Source organism: Methanocorpusculum labreanum Z (genome assembly GCF_000015765.1).
Taxonomy (GTDB): Archaea; Halobacteriota; Methanomicrobia; order Methanomicrobiales; family Methanocorpusculaceae; genus Methanocorpusculum; species Methanocorpusculum labreanum.
The window spans coordinates 1,590,615-1,609,415 of the sequence record NC_008942.1; the positions used below are offsets into that span (position 1 = coordinate 1,590,615).

Here is an 18,801-nt window from a genome sequence, read left to right on the forward strand (position 1 = left end):
TTAGATACCTCCGAAGTAGAGGGCAAATGCGAGGACGAAGGCTACAAACAGACCAACCGCAAGACCATACCAGAGAGAGGTAACCATACCTGCTTTCATGAGAGTCTTTTCACGGCCGGGGAAGCTGTTTAAGAAGTTGCCTTCACCCGAAAGCATGCCGACAAGATCTTCAGCAATTGTTTCGAGTTCTACCACCTGATCGATAACCGGCTGATAGGATACACCGGCAGTCGTTACGATACCTGCTATGGGGTCAGCTACGAGGCCAAATTCCGGTAATACTAATACATATCCCATTTTTGTTTCCTCCTAACTTACTCCTCCGCGTCGGAGAACGGCTTGGCATCAAGCCAGGCTGCTGCATCGCGCTTGGATAAGGCGAGATATTTGACATAGGACACGAACCATCCAATGATGGCCACGATAAGTGAGATCCAAGCTGCTGCTAATGAAACGAAAACGAAGGAAATCACTGCCATGATGATCATGGAAAGGAAACCGCATTCGATAGCGAGCATGTTGGTTCTGTCCTGTTTCTCGCCTGGACCGAGGCACGCGTTGAACGGGTGCTGGAGAGCGATTGCACCGAGCATGAATGAAACTGCAATAACACCTGCACCAAGATAGGATGCATTGTAAACAGTAACACCGAGGATCTCGATGGTGGCGATTCCAGTAAAGCCAACGGTTCCGGTTGCAACAACGCCAAGACCCATAAGGGCAAGGGCGCCGACTGCGGCGAGTTCTGCGATACTTCTGGTCATCACCGGGATCTTCATGTTCAGAACGGAGTTTGAGATCCATCCAAGGAAGAGACCGACGATGAGAGCAATGATTAATCCTGCAACCGGTACGATCCAGATGCTGATTCCGCCAAGGGTAGCTGCAAAGAGAAGGGCAATGACACCGGATCCGAATGCGAGCATACCTGCAGACGGAACACCAGTTCCGATACCATAGCTGCAGAGCTTTTTGATTGTGCTGTTACCCCAGATCAGGGCGCCGACTGCTGCAAATCCACCAAAGAATGCGAGATAGTCAACACCGATGACTGTACCAATGATAGCGATGTAAAGGGATACCAGTGAAATAACGGCTCCGATGACCATGACCTTGTCATGTGGAATTCCGTCGTGGGATGCTTCAACTTTTACTGACATTTTTTACACCTCAGAATAATGCCACCACCAGCATTGCAACAAGACCGCACACAGCTGAAGCTAAGATTGCGGCGACGATTGCACGGGGGAAACGCTTGAACTTCGGGTCGTGCGGACCTTCGATGGTTCCGGTAATGTTGTATGCAGAAAGTACTGCGATAACAAGGAACATACCGATTGCAAAGATGCCTGCAAGACCTACGGAGAGCATATTGATGTCTGCTGCTCCAACAAAACCAAGTGCTGGAAGACCAGCATTGTAGAAGTCGAGAAGTTCAATGTAGATGAGTGTTCCGCCAAGACCACCGAAAAGACCGCCGATAACACCGCCAACATAAGAGATGAACGGTAAACCGTGACCTTCGGTTCCCTGGGATTTGTATGCTGCCTGTAAATCACCGGTGATCGGATCTTTTTCGACCTTACCGGAGGCTGCCGGGATACCCATGCCAAAGACATAGGAGATGTTCACCATAAGACAGGTGATTGCCATCATTAATGCACCGCCAATTGCTCCACTGGCAAGTGCGACTCCAATACCTAACTCTGCTGCCCATGCTCCGCCAAAGAGTCCTGCAAGACCTGCACCTGTTGCAAGCATTGCGACACCGGTAGCAATACCGGGTGCCTGACCCATTGCTGCCGGCGCTCCGCCGACGGGAACAAAGTGAACACCAAATGCGATTAAGGCTGCACCAAGGATGATCAGACACAGAGTCTGAAGAACGAACATTGCACCGCCGGCAAGAATGCCGGAACTTCCAAGGAAGTAAGCAGCAACAACGAGAATGATTGCAATAACGATTGCGATGACCGAAGGAATTGGCTGGAATGCGCCGGCATTTGCTCCGGGTTTAGCTGCGATTGCACTCATATTCAGGCCTCCACAGTGTAGGGTCCGTAGCTCTTGCGTGCCCAGACTTCAACATAACGGTCGATGATCATGAAGACAATAATTACAACTGCTCCAACGATCACTGCACCCCATCCTGCGAGGAAGTCCTCGAAGATGATGGTACGCCAGAGTTCGAAGAAAACAATTAATCCGAAACAAAGACCTGATGCGGGTCCACCGAATTTCGCGGTGAAGAAACCGTTGTCGATCGAGCTTCTCTGTCCTGCTTCTGCATAACGAACGATGTTACCGGATGCAGAGATGGGGACACCAGCACCGAATTTCTGATTCTGATACTGACGCTCTTTACCGTAGTACGGGTTTCCGGTTGCAGAACCTGCTGCACCAAGAGCAAGACCCCATACGATACCAAGAAGCGGAAGAGCAAACGGATGTCCGATGACTGTCATCATGAGGTAACATACGGTTACCGTTGCAAAGATAGCTACGAATGCGTGAGCCATAGTCACAGTCGTTACTGATTTAACAACATCAATAAAGACCGGCTGTCCAAACTTGGAAAGACTTGCGGTTCTTCCAAGGTATGCAGTAGTTGCGTAAACTCCCTGCACAAAGGTTGCGAGAACTGTTCCGAAGATGATTGCGAGGATTGCATTGACTCCTAACATAAGGAATGCCCATGCAACACCACAAGCAAGGGTCACCCACAGGGTGTATGCCGGTGGTTCTCCACTCACTGCTTTGTTATAGATACGGTGAGTGTATCCCATCTGCGGTGCGAGCTGGACCTGAGAGTTCGGGTCACCTTGTGATCCGATGTTGGACTCAGTATCTTCGGCTGCACCGGCAACCGCTGCGAGAGCTCCCGCAAGGGCAGTTACTCCAATGCCGATTATAATTTCTTGCATGTAAGATTCTCCCTTGAGTTTTGTTTCCCGATTGTGGATAACTAATCAGGAACCTAATATGTTTCAGCACCACAGGCTGAAACGAAGGATGCGTCTCAAGTGTTCGTAAAACGTTACCACTCTAAAGAATGGAGTACAAAGTGTGGACAAGTATTTTGTTTACTTTCAGAGATATATAAGACATGCGAAAAATGTGTAAGAATATCACAGAGATTCTGGATTTTACAAAAATAGCGCTGTAAAAACGTAAAATCAAAATCAATTTATTTTGCTTAATGATAGAGAACTTGATTAAATCAAGCGAAGTTTACTCCAAAACAGATAATCCCGATGATAATTGCTGTATAATACCTTTGTTGTCGTGATTTTTTGGAGCAGTATATAAATAAAGAACTAGTCTGCGCGTTTCATAGAAAAAAAGAAAAAAGTGAGTGGTTAATGAACCACTTACTGTGCCGGGATGATGAGGGATCTCTCACCAGCAGGCATAAATTCGCGGATTGCTCCTTTGGCGAATTCTGCACGCGGGTGAGCGAAGTCGAACTTCAGGGCCGGGTCTGCGAAACAGATCTTGATCAGCGGGGAGAGCGTCCATGCGTCGCCGCGGCCGAAGTGGGCAGAGGCTGCAATTGCTGCGTATTCTCCCTGGTGACCGACGTTCATTGCATAGTTCGGGTAGTTCGGTCCACGGAACTCGCCGATACAGCCCTCGTCGGGTCTGATGGAGAGTGAGTTTGCGGAACCGCACTGGTCCTGCAGGTCGTAGCCGAAGAAACCAAGTCTGGACCATCCGTCTTTGTGCATAAGCATGGACAGATACCAGCCGTTGAGACCGGCGTTGGAGTTTCCGGTTCCAATGGAGGTGGTGATACCGGATGCTGCTGCAAGAACTGCTGCACGCTGGGAACCGCCGAAGTGGTCTTCCATCATGGTCGGGAACTGTTCATACTGTTCCATACCGTAAAGGTTAACTTCGGTTGCGATGTCGTTGACAACTTCCTGAGTTGCTTTAACTTTGTCTTTCGGGTTCGGGTTCTTGATGTCAACCTTGTACTTGTCGTGGATGTAGTCCATTCCGTAGTAGGTGAAATCATCAAGGATGTTATCCGTGTATGCTGCAGTTGCGTACTGGGTGAAACCGACACCGCCGGACATGTAGGATCCGAGCCAGATCTGGTCGAAGAGCATGGCTCCTGCTGCGACATTTTCCAGGGATGCTTTTGCCGGGTCGTTCGGGTTGACACGGTCTGCCTGGATCATATCGGAGAAGTTACCAAAGAGCATTCCTCCGGGCTCGTTCGGACCGCGTGCACGGCGTGCAGGCAGGTGGTGGGCCATGTTGATGACACCAGCGTGCTTTGCTGCAAAGGACAGGTCAGCGACTGCTGCTTCACCGGCGCACATACGGTATGCGGCAATGAAGGACATACCGATCTGCATGGCGGACCAGCGGGAGGTAGTTCCTCCATCGCAGGTACGGCCGACGATGGTCGGCATGTGGACGCACTGCCAGAGGGATTTACCGACTGCTGCCTGGAGGGCCTCTGCCTGCTTCTTCGGGAAGAGCTTCTCGACGTCGATGACGAACTGGGGTTCAAGGTTGTCGGCGAGTTCCTGGTCACCAGTAAACACACGGACGTAACAGTCGTCGGTAAGTCCCGGGTGGGTCTCGACCATGTGTTCCTGAACGACGGCGCCTCCGGGCATTGCGTGGTTGACGACGTGGAGATACTCGTTGATGGTTTCAGGAGTAACTTCCTTGCCGAGACGCTTCTGCAGGGTCTGGTGGGCCATGTCCATGGACACGATTACGGTTCTGCGGATATCATCCCACATCTGCTGCATGGCAGCATTGTTGACGAAGTGAAGGTCATCACCCTCAACGAAGGTTCCGGTGCCGGAGAGTTCGTAGGTCATCAGCTGGCGCTGACCCATCGGGATACCGCCAAGGTGGCAGCGGTTCGGGTCGTACATGGAGATGCCGCGTGCAGCTTCGATCTTCTTGTTCTCGGCCATGAACTCTCTCTTACGAGGAGACTGCTCAAGACCATTGAATTTATAGAACTCGGCGGTGGTGGATGCAACGTCCTGTTTTGGGAACTTCTGCTTGAGTGCATCAAGGAAAAGTTTCTGGGTCTTTTCTACTTTTGCCATATTACTCAGGCCTCCTTGGGCATGAATCCGTATTTGGTACGGAGGGCGTGGATACGCTGAACGTATGCAACATATTCACTGTCGGAGCGGAATGCAGTTCCGACAAGGGAGTGGAACATCGGGGTGTTCGCTTTCAGCCAGGCTGCGTCCATCGGTTTACCGACAGCGACCTTGCGGTCAAGTGGGACACCGACCTGGTCTTTAATGTATTTGACAACACCGTCGGTGTCGAGAATACAACGCTGGAGCATATCGAACATCATACCGTTCTCTGCGAGACGGAGGGAGTGTCCATGCACGGTTGCACCGCGGATACCGGTGGTTGCCGGGTCGAAGATAGAGGTTTCGATAAGCTCACGTGCGTATCCTTCAAGGTCACGCTCGCGGCACTCGACGATCTGACGGCCGGAGAGAGTTCCCGGGTCGATACCACGGAAACGGTAGCATTCGAGATAGGTTCTCTGGTAAGGCTGGGACGGGCCGTTCAGCATAGAGTCAGCGAACTGAATGTATCTGACACGGTCACCGGCCTTTGCGCCTTCGGTCGGTTTAACGAGTTTGCGGATCGGGCAGTCGGGTTCTCCCTGCTCTGCGAGTGGGGGGTGTGCCGACGGGTATGCCTGTCCTGGTGCACGGTGTCCCATAATAAGGACGATGTCCTCATCAGTGACGCTGCGAATCTTTTCGAGCTTTACGTTCGGGTTCATCTGGTTGCGACGTACTTCCGCAACTTTGGAGGTTCCCGGACCATACTGTGGTTTGTATGCCATAGTTTGTTCACCTAATTTGTAGATTTGATTATTCTGAGTACTTCATGAATGACATCTGACATGGCCACACGACTTGGCGTCTGTCCCCGGGTGATGCCGGTAACAAGTCCCATTACTGTGCCTTTGGTCCGAATGTCGTCTGGTTTTGGCATGACGTACGCGGTCTTAACTCCGGCTTTTGCAAGATCCTCATAATCAACAGGAGCCTGACAGACAACAACGGCATTTACGTTGCATTCCTGCAGGATCTTCCTTGATTTGTGGACCACATGAGACCGTATGTTACCGTGGTGAAGAACAGCCACTTTATGGCGTTCTATCTGTTCTATCTCGCGATCGAGAATTCCGAAATTTGAGCCGAGTGATACCCCGCCGATATCCGCATCAGGCGGGACGCCGCTGCCTGCGTTCAGCACCAAGGTACTTACGCTGTATTCGATCCCCTGCTGCCGCAGTGCTGACGTAATATCGCAGACAGGTTTTGTGATATGCCTCCGTCCTGGAGACATGCCCACGATGATGACATCAGGATTTTTACATTCAGAGATGGTTCCCCTCTGAGCAAGAGATCCCCCCTTACCCATACCCATACTCTGTCTGCAATCGACGAGTTGTGTTACACGACCAAGAGGCATGCTTATTTAGTTCCCTGAAGGATGATAGGGCGCTGCTTGCTTTTTGGATCGCTCATTCCGAGAATTCGTTTATCATCGACAATACCGTATTTGGCATAGTCGGTGGTCGTCATGTTCGACCGCATGTAGGTACCTTCGGTGATTCCATACGGGAATTTGTCAGCGAAGACCTCATCGCATGCCGCCTTGACAAGCGGAATCACAGAAGCATCTTCCAATTCAAGAAGAATTGCACCGACCTGAACGTGGAGAAGATAATCTTCACCGCAGACCTTAATGATGCGCCGGAGCGAGTTATCATTGACCGTGCCTCTGGCCGGACCGTAAGGTACGGTAGCCGGAAGGTTTGGACCATTGAGCACAAGGCGGCGTATCCCATCTATTGTGTAGATTTTTTCGAGAAGAATCTCGGTGGTCTCCGGATTCAGGAATCTCGTGGGGACGATTCTTAGTTGTGGGTATGTTGATTCTGTCATTCTAATTCCTTTCCGCTTACGCAGAAATCAATACAGGTTTAAACTGCTTTTGCAATTGCCTGGAGCGGGTGGGCAAACTCGTCGATCTGACCGAAGGTCTCACCATAGATCTTGGCGGTTCCTTCTGGAGAGAACATCTGAGTTCCTGCATCAAGTGCACAAGCGGCAACGATACAGGGCATACCAACACCTGCTGCGTGACGGGTAACGACGTGGTTTCCGTTGAAGATACCCGGTCCTCCGCCACCATAGATGGAGTGGCTGAAGAAGGAGAAACCGACCGCAACACCCATCGTTCTTCCGAAGTCAGAGCCCGGAAGTCCGGTTTCGTGTTCGATAAGGTCGTTGAAGTACAGTAAGGTTGATGATACTGCCTGAGCGAAACGTCCGGCACCACAGTTGACCATGGTTGCTGCAAGAGTTCCTGCAGAGGTATATGCGTTCCAAAGCATTGGGTCTTTGGTTTCGTAGGGCTTGAAGTATCCGCCTTTAGCTGCTGCACCCTGGGTGATGACTTTGTCTTCGATCGCACGCTCGACTAAGGACTGGACAACAGTACCGACGGTACCGGTCTGGCCGTTCTCTTTTACAAGGTCGTAGACGATGTTGTTTGCGTTCAGACCCTGGTATGCGAGAAGTAAGAGCTGTGCACGCTCGAACGGACCGATTGCACTGCCCATTTCAAACTCTCCTGCCTGTTCAAAGACAGAAGTAAGTGCTGCACCCTGCATTGCATTACGGTGAGTGATCATCACAGACTGGTTTGCCGGGATGTTACGAAGTGCATATCCGAGAGACTCGTTGTTCTGTGGGATAGACATGATCATAGAACATGCTCCGCCTGCGAGATCCATCGTGACCGGGTAGGTACCGAATGCTGCTGCTTTGACGGTGTTTGCGTCGAACATGTCAACGTTGAACTGCTCGACAACTGCATAGGTGGTTGCTGCTGCGACAGAGGTAAGTGCTGCATCGTAGGTTGCTGCTGCTGCGATACGTGCAGAAGGCACCTTGACCAGCAGAAGTTTTCCGCCGTTGTAGCGTTTAATCATCGTGTCGTCGCCTGCTTCAACAGAGACGTACTCTTTGATTTTTGCTTCGATTGCGTCAATGTTGCCGACGATATCGAGGTTGAGTTCACGACCGAGAATCTGCTGGTGCTTACCGATCTTACCGGTCTTTAATGCATCCTGCATGCCTCCAAGGTTGACCGCAACGGTCCTCTTGGTGTCGTCGATGATTTTCTTAATTGCCGGGTTAACCAGCGGGCTGATCTTTTCGAGTGCGACATTGCTCTTTAAGAGTTTGCCGTTGTCGTCGTAAAGGTCGATTACATCTTTGTATTTTGCCATAATTTTTCCTCGTTTGTAAGGTGATTTGATTGGCTGTTTTACCGTTACTTTTCCTGAAAATTGCTGATTGTCGCTAATAGGATCACTGATAATTGATGACGGTTACTTTTTTCACGTCCACGGCCGGGGTTTGTAAAACCTTTTGGCCAGGCAGATATGCATAGCTATGATATCTGCCCCCTCTCGGGACATTTTAACTGTATCTTTGTGTCGAGATATAAGGATTCTCCTTACAAATGAGGGGTGCGACATCATCATCCAAAACCATTATTTCAGCCATTTTTGTAAATTTACGTGATTTTAGAGAGCATTTAATACGGAGCAAAATTTTTGTATGTGTTTACACACTCGTTTGTAATACTTTATTATATTATTGTGCGGTATGCGTGATACCTGTGCATGCGCCCTCAGAATTCGAAAAAAATGAGAATTTATCTTAAAATCCCCAGATGAGCTTTTCATTCCATACCTCCTACTATACACCACAATGTTAAGATTTGCAGTAATAGGACACAAAGCCGTCTCAACACCGGACTTCTCTTTAAACGATATGCCGGGCGGAGCCGGGCGTATGGATGTATTATGCAGATGCATCAACGCCTCGTTTTTTTTGAGTCATGATCTCCGGCGGGACACCGAGTGTTTCCTGATTCTAAAAGGAGGTGAACAGGCGGATCCTGCAAATACGGTCACGCTGCGATTCTCCGGTGAAAAAATCAAATCCCTTAATCCCGACGAGCGGAGTGCGGGAGCACTGATAAAAAAAGCACTCGTAACCATCCCCGAAGAAGAATATCAGCGGGCGGCACCCGGCATCTCCATCAGAAAAAGCGGCCTTGCCAAACTGCTTGAAGAACATCCCTTCGCCGTCCTTGACGAAAACGGAGAGGATATCAGAACCGCAGAGACCCTGCCTGAAAATTTCATATTGAGCGATCATCAGAACTTTACCGAAGAGGAAATGGAACTGATCAAAGACCTCCCGAAATACTCGGTCGGCCCCCGCGTTCTCCATGCCGATCACACAATTATAATAATCCTCAACGAGTTCGACCGCAGAGGAGAACAAGCCTAAATGGTTTCCCATCCAACAATATAGAATCAAATGCTTGAACTCGTCAATGCCATATTAGAGTACGGCGATATTTGCGATCACTGCCTTGGAAGATTGTTCGCAAAAAAATCATTCGGACTCACTAACGAAGAACGTGGCCGCTCATTGAGAATAGCCCATGCTCTCGCATATAATATCCCCTACAAACCATACGAAAAAGGAACCTGCTGGGTCTGTAACGACCTATTCGATACCATTCCCTACTGGGCAGAAAAAGCAGCGGCGGCAGTACAAGGAATCGAACACGACACATTCGTCATAGGCACCAGAGTTCCCCCCATGATGGCGGAATCGGAAGAGATGCTCTGGTCCGACCTTGCGCTCGAAAATCCCGAACCCCTCAAATCCGAGATGAACCGCGAAGTCGGAAAGGCAGTATCCGCCCTCACGGGAAAACACGGAAATCCGAAAAATCCCGAGGTCACCATCGTCCTGAACATCGCCGATGACTGCGTTGAGGTTCAGATCGCATCCCTCTACTTCTACGGCAGATATCTGAAATATGAACGCGGAATCCCGCAGACGCACTGGGACTGCCGCGCATGCAAAGGGAAAGGCTGCGAAATATGCAACTTTACCGGCAAACAATACCCCACATCAGTGGAAGAACTCATTGCAGAAGCACCAAAACGGATTTTTGAAAGTGACTGCGGGGTCCTTCACGGAGCGGGAAGAGAAGACATCGATGCGGTAATGATCGGAACCGGAAGACCCTTTGTTATGGAGATGCAGAACCCGAAAAAACGCTCATTTGATTTAAAAGAGCTGGAAAATGCAATTAATGCATCTGCGAATCCACGTGTAGGCGTCGTTCTGGAAAGCTGGTCCGACAAAAAGACCGTGGAAATGCTTAAATCAAACAAAGGGCATAAAACATACAGGATTCTAGTCTCAATAGATGACCGTATCTCTCTGGAAACCGTGCAAAACGCCGTATCCAAGCTCAAAGGAGCCTGGATTGATCAGCGCACGCCTGAACGGGTCTCCCATCGGCGTGCAGATCTCGTTCGAAAGAGACAGGTCATTGACATAGGAGTTCTTGGTGAAGAGAACGGACTTTACCGGCTTGAAGTGCTTGGTGAAGGCGGTCTTTACATCAAAGAACTCGTATCAGGAGACGGGGGCAGAACAACGCCCAGTCTTGCTGAAATCCTCGCCGTACCCGCCAAAGTCGTCGAATTAGACGTGGTGCAGGTAGACGGATTACCAAATATTGGAGATGAGTAAACATGGCAAAGCACAATGGAATTAAAAAACGGACAAGATATAAGTTACAGAAAACCCTGCGTACCCGCGGTATGCCCAACGTGACCAAGGTCATTCAGAACTTCGATGAAGGACAGAAAGTTCACCTTGTCTTAGACTCAAGCGTTCAGAAAGGTCAGCCCCACCCGAGATTCCACGGAAAAACCGGAACGATCGTCGGCAAGAGAGGCAGAGCCTGGCTCCTTGAGATCAAAGACGGCAATGCAACCAAAACCGTCATTGCAAGACCGCAGCACCTCACGGCGCAGAAATATAATTAAACCCCCACATACTTATTTTATATTTATCAGGAGTCTTGCATGAAAGTAAAGAAAATTATCAGTGAAGATATGATGACCCTTCCAGAGCTTCGCGAAGAACTTATTGCGATCCGCGAAAATCGTTCCAATGGAGAAGAGGGTGAAGACACCGCCAGGAGCATATCATACGAACTGCGTAAGAGTATTGACCATGCAGACAGTCTCAGTAAATGCAGCGTTGAAACGGCAAAATCCCTCCTTGCTATCCTCGGATCCATGGAGAAGACGAAACCGGAAATCGCCTGCAGGATCGTAAACATCATGCCAAAAAGCCGTGATGAGATCCGGGCAATTTACGCAAAAGAGCGGTTTACTCTTCTTCCCGAAGATTTAGATCAGATTCTTGACACTCTGCATAAATTCGAGTGAGTGGTAGAAATGCCGCCAAAAACTGAGAGGACCGATAAGAAGGAAGTTGAAGCTATAGTCCTTGACTATCTCCAGTGGGGATATGCAAGCGACCGGCGTCCTTTGAATCAGCGCGAATCAATTATTCTCGCAGTAGGTACTGACCAGTTCAAACTCCTCGAACTCATCGCAAAGAAAGACGTGGCGATCAATCTGCACGACAAAGTCTACATCGGTGAAGATGAAAGAAAACATGTCGAACGGGTAAAACGCCGGCTATCTTACGATGAACTGACTCCAACTGCAAAAGGTGAACTGGAACCGGTCGTCGAGAAAATCATCGCAGAGTCTGAAGGACGGTTCGTGGAGTTTTACAACACCGCAGTCCCCATCAGCCTCAAGATGCACATGTTAAATCTGCTTCCCGGATTCGGTAAGAAAACACTGACCGACACGCTGGAAGAAAGACAGAAAAAACCGTTTGAAAGTTTCGAAGACATTCGTACCCGGGTGAAGACCCTGCAGAAACCCGAGAAGTTTATCCGCGAACGGATCATGCTTGAACTCGAGAATCCGGAAGAGAAGTATCATCTCTTTACCTCAAAATAATCCTTTTTTATGAAAGCGCCAAAGGATCAGCATTTTCTGATTGATACAGACGCCGTGGATTTTATCGCCGATTCGATCCCAATCCAGGGGAGAACAGTGCTTGAAGTCGGACCGGGCGGCGGGGTCTTAACAGCAGCACTTCTCGAGCGGGGGGCAAACGTCAGAGCCGTCGAACTGGACGGAACACTTCTGCCGAACCTTGAACAGCGTTTCGAAGAGGAACTCTCCACCGGTCAGTTGACGATCACCCGCGGCGATGCATCCAGGGTCCCGCTTCCCGCATATGATCTGGTCATTGCAAACCTTCCCTACTCGATCTCCTCGAAGATCACGTTCCGGCTCCTCGAAACCGGATTCGAGACCGCCGTCCTGATGTATCAGTGGGAGTTTGCAAAACGCATGGTTTCCCCACCGGGCGACGGAGAATACGGCAGACTTTCCGTGATGGTTCAGACCTATGCCGATGTCGAACTGATCCTCAAACTCCCGCCGCAGGCATTCAACCCGCCGCCGGAAGTTGATTCAGCGGTCGTAAAAATCATTCCGCATGAACCGCCGGTGAAAATTCTCAACCGGGACGTACATGCAGTCCTCGTTCGCGAACTCTTTTCCCATAGGAGAAAGACGATCCAAAACGGACTTAAAGGGATGAAAAGCATCTACGGCGAAGAGGTCATGACGAAGCTCATCGGCAGTCTCCCAAACGATCTGCTCGGCAAACGCCCCGAGATGCTGTCCATTGTAGATTTTATCGAACTCGCCAACCGGCTTACTAACCTGCTATAATGGATATCGATACAAGCCAGATCTACTTTCCCGCCGAAGATACGTATCTCCTGATAAAAGCTGCACGTACCGAAGTAAAACAGGAAGACCGCGTGCTGGAGATCGGAACCGGATCGGGAGCCGTCGCAAAATCCGTAGCTGAGATAACGCCCGCCGTTCTCGCCGTCGAAATAAATCCCCATGCGGCACAATATGCCCGCGAAGTAAACGGGATCGAGGTCATCAGAGGGGATCTCTTTGATCCGGTCTGCGGAGAGTTCGATCTGATACTATTCAACGCGCCCTACCTTCCAACAGACCCGGCCGAACGGTTTGACGACTGGCTTGAGTATGCTCTCGACGGCGGACCTTCTGGACGTGACGTTGTCGAGCGGTTCCTTCGGGAAGCTCCATCACGCCTCGCGACATTTGGCAGAATCCTCCTTCTCATCTCCTCCCTTACCGGCATGAATGAGATTCTCAAGCTTTGTCACGCACAAGGATTCATTGCCCTTGTCACGGCAGAGGAGCGGCAGGAAGACGGCGAAACCCTGTATGTTCTTCGGATCTCGCGGGATCTGTGTTCTCTTTGCGGAACCTAATTAATCCCTGAATCCCCAATGTAGAATATGTCTCGCATATTATCCGAACACGATATTGAAATTCTTTTAAAACTCGCACCGGAGTGTGATACGCTTGTCTGCGGAACATCGGAAAATCAGTACCGTTCCATTCTGCCGCCGGTGGCAAACCATTATGCAAAGGATGCCGACGATTTCGCGGCACGGCTCAACAGACTAACGGAGGAGGAGTTTGTCTCGCTTATTGAACTGATCCGTGTGGGAGAGGAGGGAATAACCTGCCTTCCAACGGAGTGTGCAGAAGTGTTAATCGAACAGGCAATGCGGCGGGCCGGGGCAGAGGCTGCAAATGAGTTGTATGCACTCTACGAAATGGGCATTCAGTGTCAATAATCCTTTTTTGCTGTATTCCAATATTATTTAATCTCAGAAATATATTATCAAAATATTATGGACGAGAAACAGGCTCTTACTCATGAGAACGGAGCGCCGGTAGCCGACAATCTGAACTCACTCACTGCAGGACCCCGCGGACCATTAATGCTCCAGGATCTGTGGTTTCTGGAAAAACTTGCTCATTTCGACCGGGAAGTCATCCCTGAGAGGCGTATGCATGCAAAAGGTTCCGGGGCATTCGGGACTTTTACCGTGACAGGCGAGGTGGAAAAATACACCAAAGCAAAAGTTTTCGAAAAAGGAAAAAAGACCGATGTATTTGTCCGATTTTCAACCGTGGCAGGCGAGCGCGGAGCAGCTGATGCAGAGCGTGATATCCGCGGGTTTGCCATAAAATTTTATACTGAAGATGGGAACTGGGATTTGGTAGGGAACAACACGCCGGTCTTTTTCATCAGGGATCCGCTGCAGTTTCCCGATCTGAACCATGCCATAAAACGTGATCCGAAAACGAACATGCGCTCTGCACAGAACAACTGGGACTTCTGGACTTCGCTGCCTGAAGCGCTTCATCAGGTTACGATCGTCATGTCCGACAGAGGTATCCCGGCAAGCTACCGGCACATGCATGGATTTGGAAGCCACACATACAGTCTCATCAATGCAGAAGGAAAACGATTCTGGGTCAAGTATCACTTCAAAACCCAGCAGGGAATCAAAAATATCACCGATCAGGAAGCAGAAATGCTCGTCGGCATGGACAGGGAGAGTAACCAGAGAGATCTCTTTGAAGCAATCGAGAGAAAAGAGTTCCCAAGATGGACGATGTACTTCCAGATTATGACCGAGGAGGAGGCAAGAGTCCGAAAAGAAAATCCATTCGACATATCCAAAGTCTGGAGCCACAAAGAGTATCCGATGATTGAAGTCGGCGTTCTCGAACTCAACAGAAATCCGGAGAATTATTTCGCTGATGTGGAACAGGCAGCTTTCAATCCGGCGAACCTTGTTCCGGGGGTTGGCGTTTCTCCCGACAAACTTCTCCAAGGCAGACTCTTTTCCTACGGAGATGCTCAACGTTACCGGCTTGGGGTGAATCATTCACTCATCCCGGTCAATCGTCCGAAAGTACCTGTCCATGCTTATCACCGGGACGGGCGTATGCGGGTGGATGGAAATTATGGGGCAACGAAAGGGTATGTTCCAAATAGTTATGGTGAATGGGCAGGGCAGGAAGCATATCGTGACCCGCCGCTGAGCCTGTCCGGCGATATGGCCAGATATGAGCAGAAGGATGATGTGAACGACGACTGTTTCTATCAGCCGGGTGATTTGTACCGTCTGATGACGGAAGATAAAAAACAGGTTTTGATCGAAAACACCGCCCGAAACATGGAGACCGTAACGGAGAATATTAAATACCGTCACGCTGCCCACTGTTATCTTGCAGATCCAAATTATGGTACGAGATTTGCCAAAATCTGCGGTCTTGATCTGGATAAAGTCATCTCACTCGCCAAAATGAGTCACGCAGAGAGGATGGAACATACAAAAAATTAGAGAAAATATTATTCTTTTTTCTTTTTCACAACAGCCGGCTGTTTTCCAGAGTCAGCGGCATCATTATCGATATCCACCGTGATCCCGATAAGGAATGCGTTCATTCTGTCGATTGCTTCCCGGTTCTGGGTATTAGCCGCGGCAGCCTTCTGATAACACAAATATGCCGTGTCCCGTTCGTTTCGAAGGTCATACACCTTTCCCAGCTCAACAAGGGCACGGCTGTCTTTTGGATTATCGGCAACATAATTGCCGAGGATCTTTAATGCCTCGTCATACTTGCCGGCACGACGAAGATCGACGGCACCCTCAATTATATTGACCGGATCACCGGAAGAACCGGTTTTGGATCCCTTGCCGGAAACCCCAGGACCTGTGCCTTCACGCTGTTTTCGCTTCGGTGGAGGAATAAACTGGGAAGCCTCGCGTTTCTTGCGTTCGACACGGTCTTCCATCTCCTTGCTCGCCCGGCGGGGAGGCTTCGCCACCTCAACTTCGTCCTCTTCGCGGCGGAGTTTACGGGACCCGGCCTTTTTGCGCCGTGCATCATCGTGAGCATGCTTTTCCACCGCATGAATCTCTTTCTTTTTCACGACCCAGGCAGGCTCGGAATCGGGTTTGGCAGAGGCTTTTTTGTCACCGATCCATGCAGACTCTTTTTTCTCGGTAGAGCGGCGGTCGACCCTCCGTTTTTCTTTTTCCCGTTCCTCTTCCATGCAGAAAAGTTCGGCGATCATTTCCAGAGGATCGTCCATTACGCGGACAAGTTTGTCGATCTCCAAGAGCCGCTCCATGCCGATGAAATGTTCGGCCATAACTTTTCCAAGCGGGGAAAGTTCCAGGAAACCTCCTGACTTTCTGACAAGTTTATGTTTGAGAAGTTCCTGGATCGGATCGTCACCCACACCGACCATACTGTTTCCAACGGTGATGATGTCAGCCTCGCGGCCGCGGCAGGTTATGGCGTTCGCCGCAAACTCTTCGGATGTTTCCTCGATGTCGTATACCGGAGAGACCTCTTCCATATCTCCTTTGAGAAGCTGGATGGCAACTTCCTCCTCGGTCAGTTTCGTTTCACGCGAATACGAGACCCCGGGTTCGGCGAGAACAACAACACGTCCAAGATCATGGAAATCCGGTCGACCGGCACGACCCATCATCTGATGGAACTCCTGAACGGAGAGCCAGTCGATTCCCATCGCGAGAGCGTCGAAGATGACCTGACTGGCAGGAAAATCCACACCGGCAGCCAGTGCCGCGGTCGTTACAACACAGGCAAGTTTTCCTTCCTCGAACTGCCGTTCAACTGCCCGGCGTTCCTGGGAAGTAAGTCCGGCGTGATAGGGGGCAGCCATTCCGCCGATTGCCTCGGCGATCGTATGACACCTGCTCCGTGCATTCGTGAAAACTATCGTCTGACCTTTGTATCCCTTGGAAGAAGTCTTGTTGAACTCCTCGAACACCAGTTTTTTGATGAACGGGATCTTCCCGTCTTTTTCCGTAAAAATCAGATGGCGTTCCAGAGCAACCGGACGGTCTGCATAGGAAACAAGAGCGGCGTTCAGTTTTTTTGCGAGAAGGTTCGGTGAACCGATCGTTGCTGAAAGATAGAGGAACTGGGCTTTGGGCGCGACGTATTTCAGTCTCGCGATCAGCCCGTCGAGACGGTGTCCACGCTCAGGATCTTCGAGCATCTGGACCTCGTCGATCACGACTGTTCCAATATTGCTGACCGGCATGCCCTTTCTCAAGAGATTGTCCATACCCTCGTAGGTTCCGACAACGATCCCGCCGCCTGCCCCGCGGTTTCCTACCGGGCGTGTTTCCGGCAGATTCACCCGGGAAACACCGGTCATTATCGAGGTTTGGGTAACTGACTTGTATTTTTCAGAGAACCTGTCATACTTCTGGTTCGCAAGAGCGACGAGAGGGACCAGGAAAAGCATTCTCCCGCGTTTTTCGATATAATTTTTCAGCCCCGCCATCTCTCCGATGAAGGTCTTGCCGCTTGCAGTAGCCGCAACAACGAGCAGATCTTTTCCGTACAGAAGACCCGACTCGACCGCACGCTGCTGGGCGGGCATGAGTGTCTCAACACCGCAGAGATCGACGAATTTGCGGGGCAGCGGTAGATTTTCGATACGTTCGGTCGGCGTCTGATCATGCGCTTCGAGCCGGTCGAACATCGTTTTCTTGGTATCGAGAGATTCGGGCTGAAGAATCGCGAGCACCATGTCCAGATCGCGGTATTCTTCCAGAAGATTTTCGATATGGAGCTGGGTTCGTTTTCCCAGATGTTTGATATGACCGAGTTCGCGGCGGAGCTCACGCTTCGCACAATCAAGACAGACATACTCCTGCCCGCATCTGATCCGCGTCTCTTCGGTAAGAGGAGTTATACGATCGTCAAAGAGACAGGTACGGCAAAGCGTCGTTGTCTCCCAGGATAACTGCATCCCGCGCAGAAAATCCTGAAACGCCGGCATCGTCTGCGTGAGTTTGATCGGACCGTTTGCACGAAGAACCGTGATGAACTCCTTTGTCGGCGTCTTCTCGGCATGGGATGTCCCAGGACGTCTGACGAAAAACTCAGACGGGCGCATCCCCTTGGAGGTCTCTTCGAGTTCGACGGTCCCTACATGTTTGATTTTGCCTGCCTTTGCGTCGTCACAAAAATAGACTTTATACCCTTTTTTCCAGGGTTGGACGATGGTCGTCACGTTATTCTGTCACCAGTTCGTGGATCGTATAGGAAAGACCCGCGGTTTCCAGACGTTTCAGGAAATCGGTGAACTCCTCATCAACGACCAGGATCAGACAGCGCATTCCATGGAAAGCCGCCTCGACGGTTCCTTCCCGTGCCCCGAAAAACATATCCGGTTTGATGCCCGAGTTTTTGCAGGCCAGATAGGCTTCCAGTCCAACTGCTGCGATGATATCGGCATTTTTTGCAAGAGAGAGGAATTTTTCCATCGAAACCATCTTCGAGCCGCCGCGTTCGATACGCGGGACTTTGGCAACATCCACTTTTCCTTCGGTGTGCTCAATGATCCCTGCGAGCCGTGCCACGCCCACATCCATTCCTGCGGAGGCATCGGCCGTGACCATGCCCATCGCGGTCTGAGGACGTTTGCCCGCATACAGCCAGCCGGATTTCATGTACACGCCTACCGAATCGCCTGCTTTCAAATCAGCATCCGCAATGGCAGCCCAGGTTACGACCTGATGAATGATATCCCGGCGAACGTGACGTGCATAGGACTCCAAGATCTCCGCATTGTTCAGGACCCATTCGACACCCTTGTGGGTGACGTAATATCTTCCTCTTCCTTCGGCACTGATGTAGCCTTCTTCGGCGAGATCACGGACATATTCAGATATTGCCTGGGGAGTCACGCCGAGTTTTTCCGCAATTTCCTGCTGGCGGATCGACGGCTGGTGTTCGGCAACCTCAACTAAGACCTGGAATCTGGTCGTTTCACGTTTACTGCGAAGGATGTTGGTTAATGGATCATCAGGCATGGTATATCTCCTATTCTGTATTATGGGCGC

20 protein-coding genes are annotated in these 18,801 nt (G+C 50.4%); 9 read left to right on the forward strand and 11 right to left on the reverse strand.

Translation table 11 applies throughout. The features are described from left to right. The 9 genes from mtrB to mcrB form a co-directional block, all read right to left on the reverse strand. On the reverse strand, positions 1 to 297 hold the full coding sequence (gene mtrB / locus MLAB_RS08245) for a tetrahydromethanopterin S-methyltransferase subunit MtrB (protein WP_011833924.1): 297 nt from the start codon (positions 295 to 297) through the stop codon (positions 1 to 3). 17 nt (positions 298 to 314) lie between these two features. After that, a complete protein-coding gene (gene mtrC / locus MLAB_RS08250; RefSeq protein ID WP_011833925.1) occupies positions 315 to 1,160 on the reverse strand; it encodes a tetrahydromethanopterin S-methyltransferase subunit MtrC in 846 nt (281 codons plus the stop codon). Between the two features lie 10 nt (positions 1,161 to 1,170). Next, positions 1,171 to 2,034, reverse strand: coding sequence for a tetrahydromethanopterin S-methyltransferase subunit D (gene mtrD / locus MLAB_RS08255; RefSeq protein WP_011833926.1), 864 nt, complete (start codon positions 2,032 to 2,034; stop codon positions 1,171 to 1,173). A 2-nt stretch (positions 2,035 to 2,036) separates the two neighbouring features. Further along, positions 2,037 to 2,924 carry a tetrahydromethanopterin S-methyltransferase subunit E gene (gene mtrE, locus MLAB_RS08260; protein WP_011833927.1) on the reverse strand — a complete coding sequence of 296 codons (888 nt, stop codon included), beginning with the start codon at positions 2,922 to 2,924 and terminating at the stop codon, positions 2,037 to 2,039. A 447-nt stretch (positions 2,925 to 3,371) separates the two neighbouring features. Further along, entirely contained in the window at positions 3,372 to 5,078 is a 1,707-nt protein-coding gene (gene mcrA, locus MLAB_RS08265; RefSeq protein ID WP_011833928.1) for a coenzyme-B sulfoethylthiotransferase subunit alpha, read from the reverse strand. 5 nt (positions 5,079 to 5,083) lie between these two features. After that, positions 5,084 to 5,848 (reverse strand): coenzyme-B sulfoethylthiotransferase subunit gamma, encoded by a 765-nt coding sequence (gene mcrG / locus MLAB_RS08270; protein WP_011833929.1) that lies wholly within the window; start codon positions 5,846 to 5,848, stop codon positions 5,084 to 5,086. Positions 5,849 to 5,859: 11 nt separating this feature from the next. Continuing rightward, positions 5,860 to 6,483 carry a methyl-coenzyme M reductase I operon protein C gene (gene mcrC, locus MLAB_RS08275; RefSeq protein ID WP_011833930.1) on the reverse strand — a complete coding sequence of 208 codons (624 nt, stop codon included), beginning with the start codon at positions 6,481 to 6,483 and terminating at the stop codon, positions 5,860 to 5,862. 2 nt (positions 6,484 to 6,485) lie between these two features. Further along, the gene (gene mcrD, locus MLAB_RS08280) at positions 6,486 to 6,959 is read right to left on the reverse strand and encodes a methyl-coenzyme M reductase operon protein D (protein WP_011833931.1); all 474 of its coding nucleotides are present in this window, start codon (positions 6,957 to 6,959) and stop codon (positions 6,486 to 6,488) included. Positions 6,960 to 6,997: 38 nt separating this feature from the next. After that, on the reverse strand, positions 6,998 to 8,311 hold the full coding sequence (gene mcrB, locus MLAB_RS08285) for a coenzyme-B sulfoethylthiotransferase subunit beta (RefSeq protein WP_011833932.1): 1,314 nt from the start codon (positions 8,309 to 8,311) through the stop codon (positions 6,998 to 7,000). 487 nt (positions 8,312 to 8,798) lie between these two features. Here mcrB and trmY point away from each other — a divergent pair, with 487 nt between their 5' ends. The 9 genes from trmY to MLAB_RS08330 are packed head-to-tail and all read left to right on the forward strand — an operon-like array spanning position 8,799 to position 15,249. After that, entirely contained in the window at positions 8,799 to 9,386 is a 588-nt protein-coding gene (gene trmY, locus MLAB_RS08290) for a tRNA (pseudouridine(54)-N(1))-methyltransferase TrmY (RefSeq protein ID WP_011833933.1), read from the forward strand. Positions 9,387 to 9,416: 30 nt separating this feature from the next. After that, complete coding sequence (locus MLAB_RS08295; protein ID WP_011833934.1) at positions 9,417 to 10,652, forward strand: tRNA pseudouridine(54/55) synthase Pus10; 1,236 nt, start codon at positions 9,417 to 9,419, stop codon at positions 10,650 to 10,652. Between the two features lie 2 nt (positions 10,653 to 10,654). Further along, on the forward strand, positions 10,655 to 10,951 hold the full coding sequence (locus MLAB_RS08300; protein ID WP_011833935.1) for a 50S ribosomal protein L21e: 297 nt from the start codon (positions 10,655 to 10,657) through the stop codon (positions 10,949 to 10,951). 39 nt (positions 10,952 to 10,990) lie between these two features. Beyond that, positions 10,991 to 11,359 (forward strand): RNA polymerase Rpb4 family protein, encoded by a 369-nt coding sequence (locus MLAB_RS08305; RefSeq protein ID WP_011833936.1) that lies wholly within the window; start codon positions 10,991 to 10,993, stop codon positions 11,357 to 11,359. Between the two features lie 9 nt (positions 11,360 to 11,368). After that, positions 11,369 to 11,947, forward strand: coding sequence for a DUF655 domain-containing protein (locus MLAB_RS08310; RefSeq protein ID WP_011833937.1), 579 nt, complete (start codon positions 11,369 to 11,371; stop codon positions 11,945 to 11,947). Between the two features lie 9 nt (positions 11,948 to 11,956). Next, entirely contained in the window at positions 11,957 to 12,733 is a 777-nt protein-coding gene (gene rsmA / locus MLAB_RS08315; protein ID WP_011833938.1) for a 16S rRNA (adenine(1518)-N(6)/adenine(1519)-N(6))-dimethyltransferase RsmA, read from the forward strand. Beyond that, positions 12,733 to 13,314 (forward strand): HemK2/MTQ2 family protein methyltransferase, encoded by a 582-nt coding sequence (locus tag MLAB_RS08320; protein ID WP_011833939.1) that lies wholly within the window; start codon positions 12,733 to 12,735, stop codon positions 13,312 to 13,314. Before rsmA ends, MLAB_RS08320 begins: the two co-directional genes overlap by 1 nt. 27 nt (positions 13,315 to 13,341) lie before the next feature. Beyond that, a complete protein-coding gene (locus MLAB_RS08325; protein ID WP_011833940.1) occupies positions 13,342 to 13,686 on the forward strand; it encodes a hypothetical protein in 345 nt (114 codons plus the stop codon). A gap of 57 nt (positions 13,687 to 13,743) precedes the next feature. Continuing rightward, on the forward strand, positions 13,744 to 15,249 hold the full coding sequence (locus tag MLAB_RS08330; protein ID WP_011833941.1) for a catalase: 1,506 nt from the start codon (positions 13,744 to 13,746) through the stop codon (positions 15,247 to 15,249). An 8-nt stretch (positions 15,250 to 15,257) separates the two neighbouring features. Here MLAB_RS08330 and MLAB_RS08335 read toward each other — a convergent pair whose 3' ends face one another. Together MLAB_RS08335 and MLAB_RS08340 are read right to left on the reverse strand one after the other, a co-directional pair. Then, complete coding sequence (locus MLAB_RS08335) at positions 15,258 to 17,969, reverse strand: DEAD/DEAH box helicase (protein ID WP_011833942.1); 2,712 nt, start codon at positions 17,967 to 17,969, stop codon at positions 15,258 to 15,260. Between the two features lies 1 nt (position 17,970). After that, on the reverse strand, positions 17,971 to 18,771 hold the full coding sequence (locus MLAB_RS08340) for a DUF7839 domain-containing protein (RefSeq protein WP_011833943.1): 801 nt from the start codon (positions 18,769 to 18,771) through the stop codon (positions 17,971 to 17,973). Between the last annotated feature and the right edge of the window lie 30 nt (positions 18,772 to 18,801).

Coding starts and splice junctions, on each gene's coding strand:
- MLAB_RS08305 (WP_011833936.1), top strand. CDS start 10,991: ATGAAAGTAAAGAAAATTATCAGTGAAGATATGATGACCCTTCCAGAG.
- mtrC (WP_011833925.1), bottom strand. CDS start 1,160: ATGTCAGTAAAAGTTGAAGCATCCCACGACGGAATTCCACATGACAAG.
- mtrB (WP_011833924.1), bottom strand. CDS start 297: ATGGGATATGTATTAGTATTACCGGAATTTGGCCTCGTAGCTGACCCC.
- mcrA (WP_011833928.1), bottom strand. CDS start 5,078: ATGGCAAAAGTAGAAAAGACCCAGAAACTTTTCCTTGATGCACTCAAG.
- MLAB_RS08310 (WP_011833937.1), top strand. CDS start 11,369: ATGCCGCCAAAAACTGAGAGGACCGATAAGAAGGAAGTTGAAGCTATA.
- MLAB_RS08330 (WP_011833941.1), top strand. CDS start 13,744: ATGGACGAGAAACAGGCTCTTACTCATGAGAACGGAGCGCCGGTAGCC.
- rsmA (WP_011833938.1), top strand. CDS start 11,957: ATGAAAGCGCCAAAGGATCAGCATTTTCTGATTGATACAGACGCCGTG.
- mtrE (WP_011833927.1), bottom strand. CDS start 2,924: ATGCAAGAAATTATAATCGGCATTGGAGTAACTGCCCTTGCGGGAGCT.
- MLAB_RS08295 (WP_011833934.1), top strand. CDS start 9,417: ATGCTTGAACTCGTCAATGCCATATTAGAGTACGGCGATATTTGCGAT.
- mcrD (WP_011833931.1), bottom strand. CDS start 6,959: ATGACAGAATCAACATACCCACAACTAAGAATCGTCCCCACGAGATTC.
- MLAB_RS08300 (WP_011833935.1), top strand. CDS start 10,655: ATGGCAAAGCACAATGGAATTAAAAAACGGACAAGATATAAGTTACAG.
- MLAB_RS08340 (WP_011833943.1), bottom strand. CDS start 18,771: ATGCCTGATGATCCATTAACCAACATCCTTCGCAGTAAACGTGAAACG.
- MLAB_RS08325 (WP_011833940.1), top strand. CDS start 13,342: ATGTCTCGCATATTATCCGAACACGATATTGAAATTCTTTTAAAACTC.
- mcrC (WP_011833930.1), bottom strand. CDS start 6,483: ATGCCTCTTGGTCGTGTAACACAACTCGTCGATTGCAGACAGAGTATG.
- MLAB_RS08320 (WP_011833939.1), top strand. CDS start 12,733: ATGGATATCGATACAAGCCAGATCTACTTTCCCGCCGAAGATACGTAT.
- mtrD (WP_011833926.1), bottom strand. CDS start 2,034: ATGAGTGCAATCGCAGCTAAACCCGGAGCAAATGCCGGCGCATTCCAG.
- mcrB (WP_011833932.1), bottom strand. CDS start 8,311: ATGGCAAAATACAAAGATGTAATCGACCTTTACGACGACAACGGCAAA.
- trmY (WP_011833933.1), top strand. CDS start 8,799: ATGTTAAGATTTGCAGTAATAGGACACAAAGCCGTCTCAACACCGGAC.
- mcrG (WP_011833929.1), bottom strand. CDS start 5,848: ATGGCATACAAACCACAGTATGGTCCGGGAACCTCCAAAGTTGCGGAA.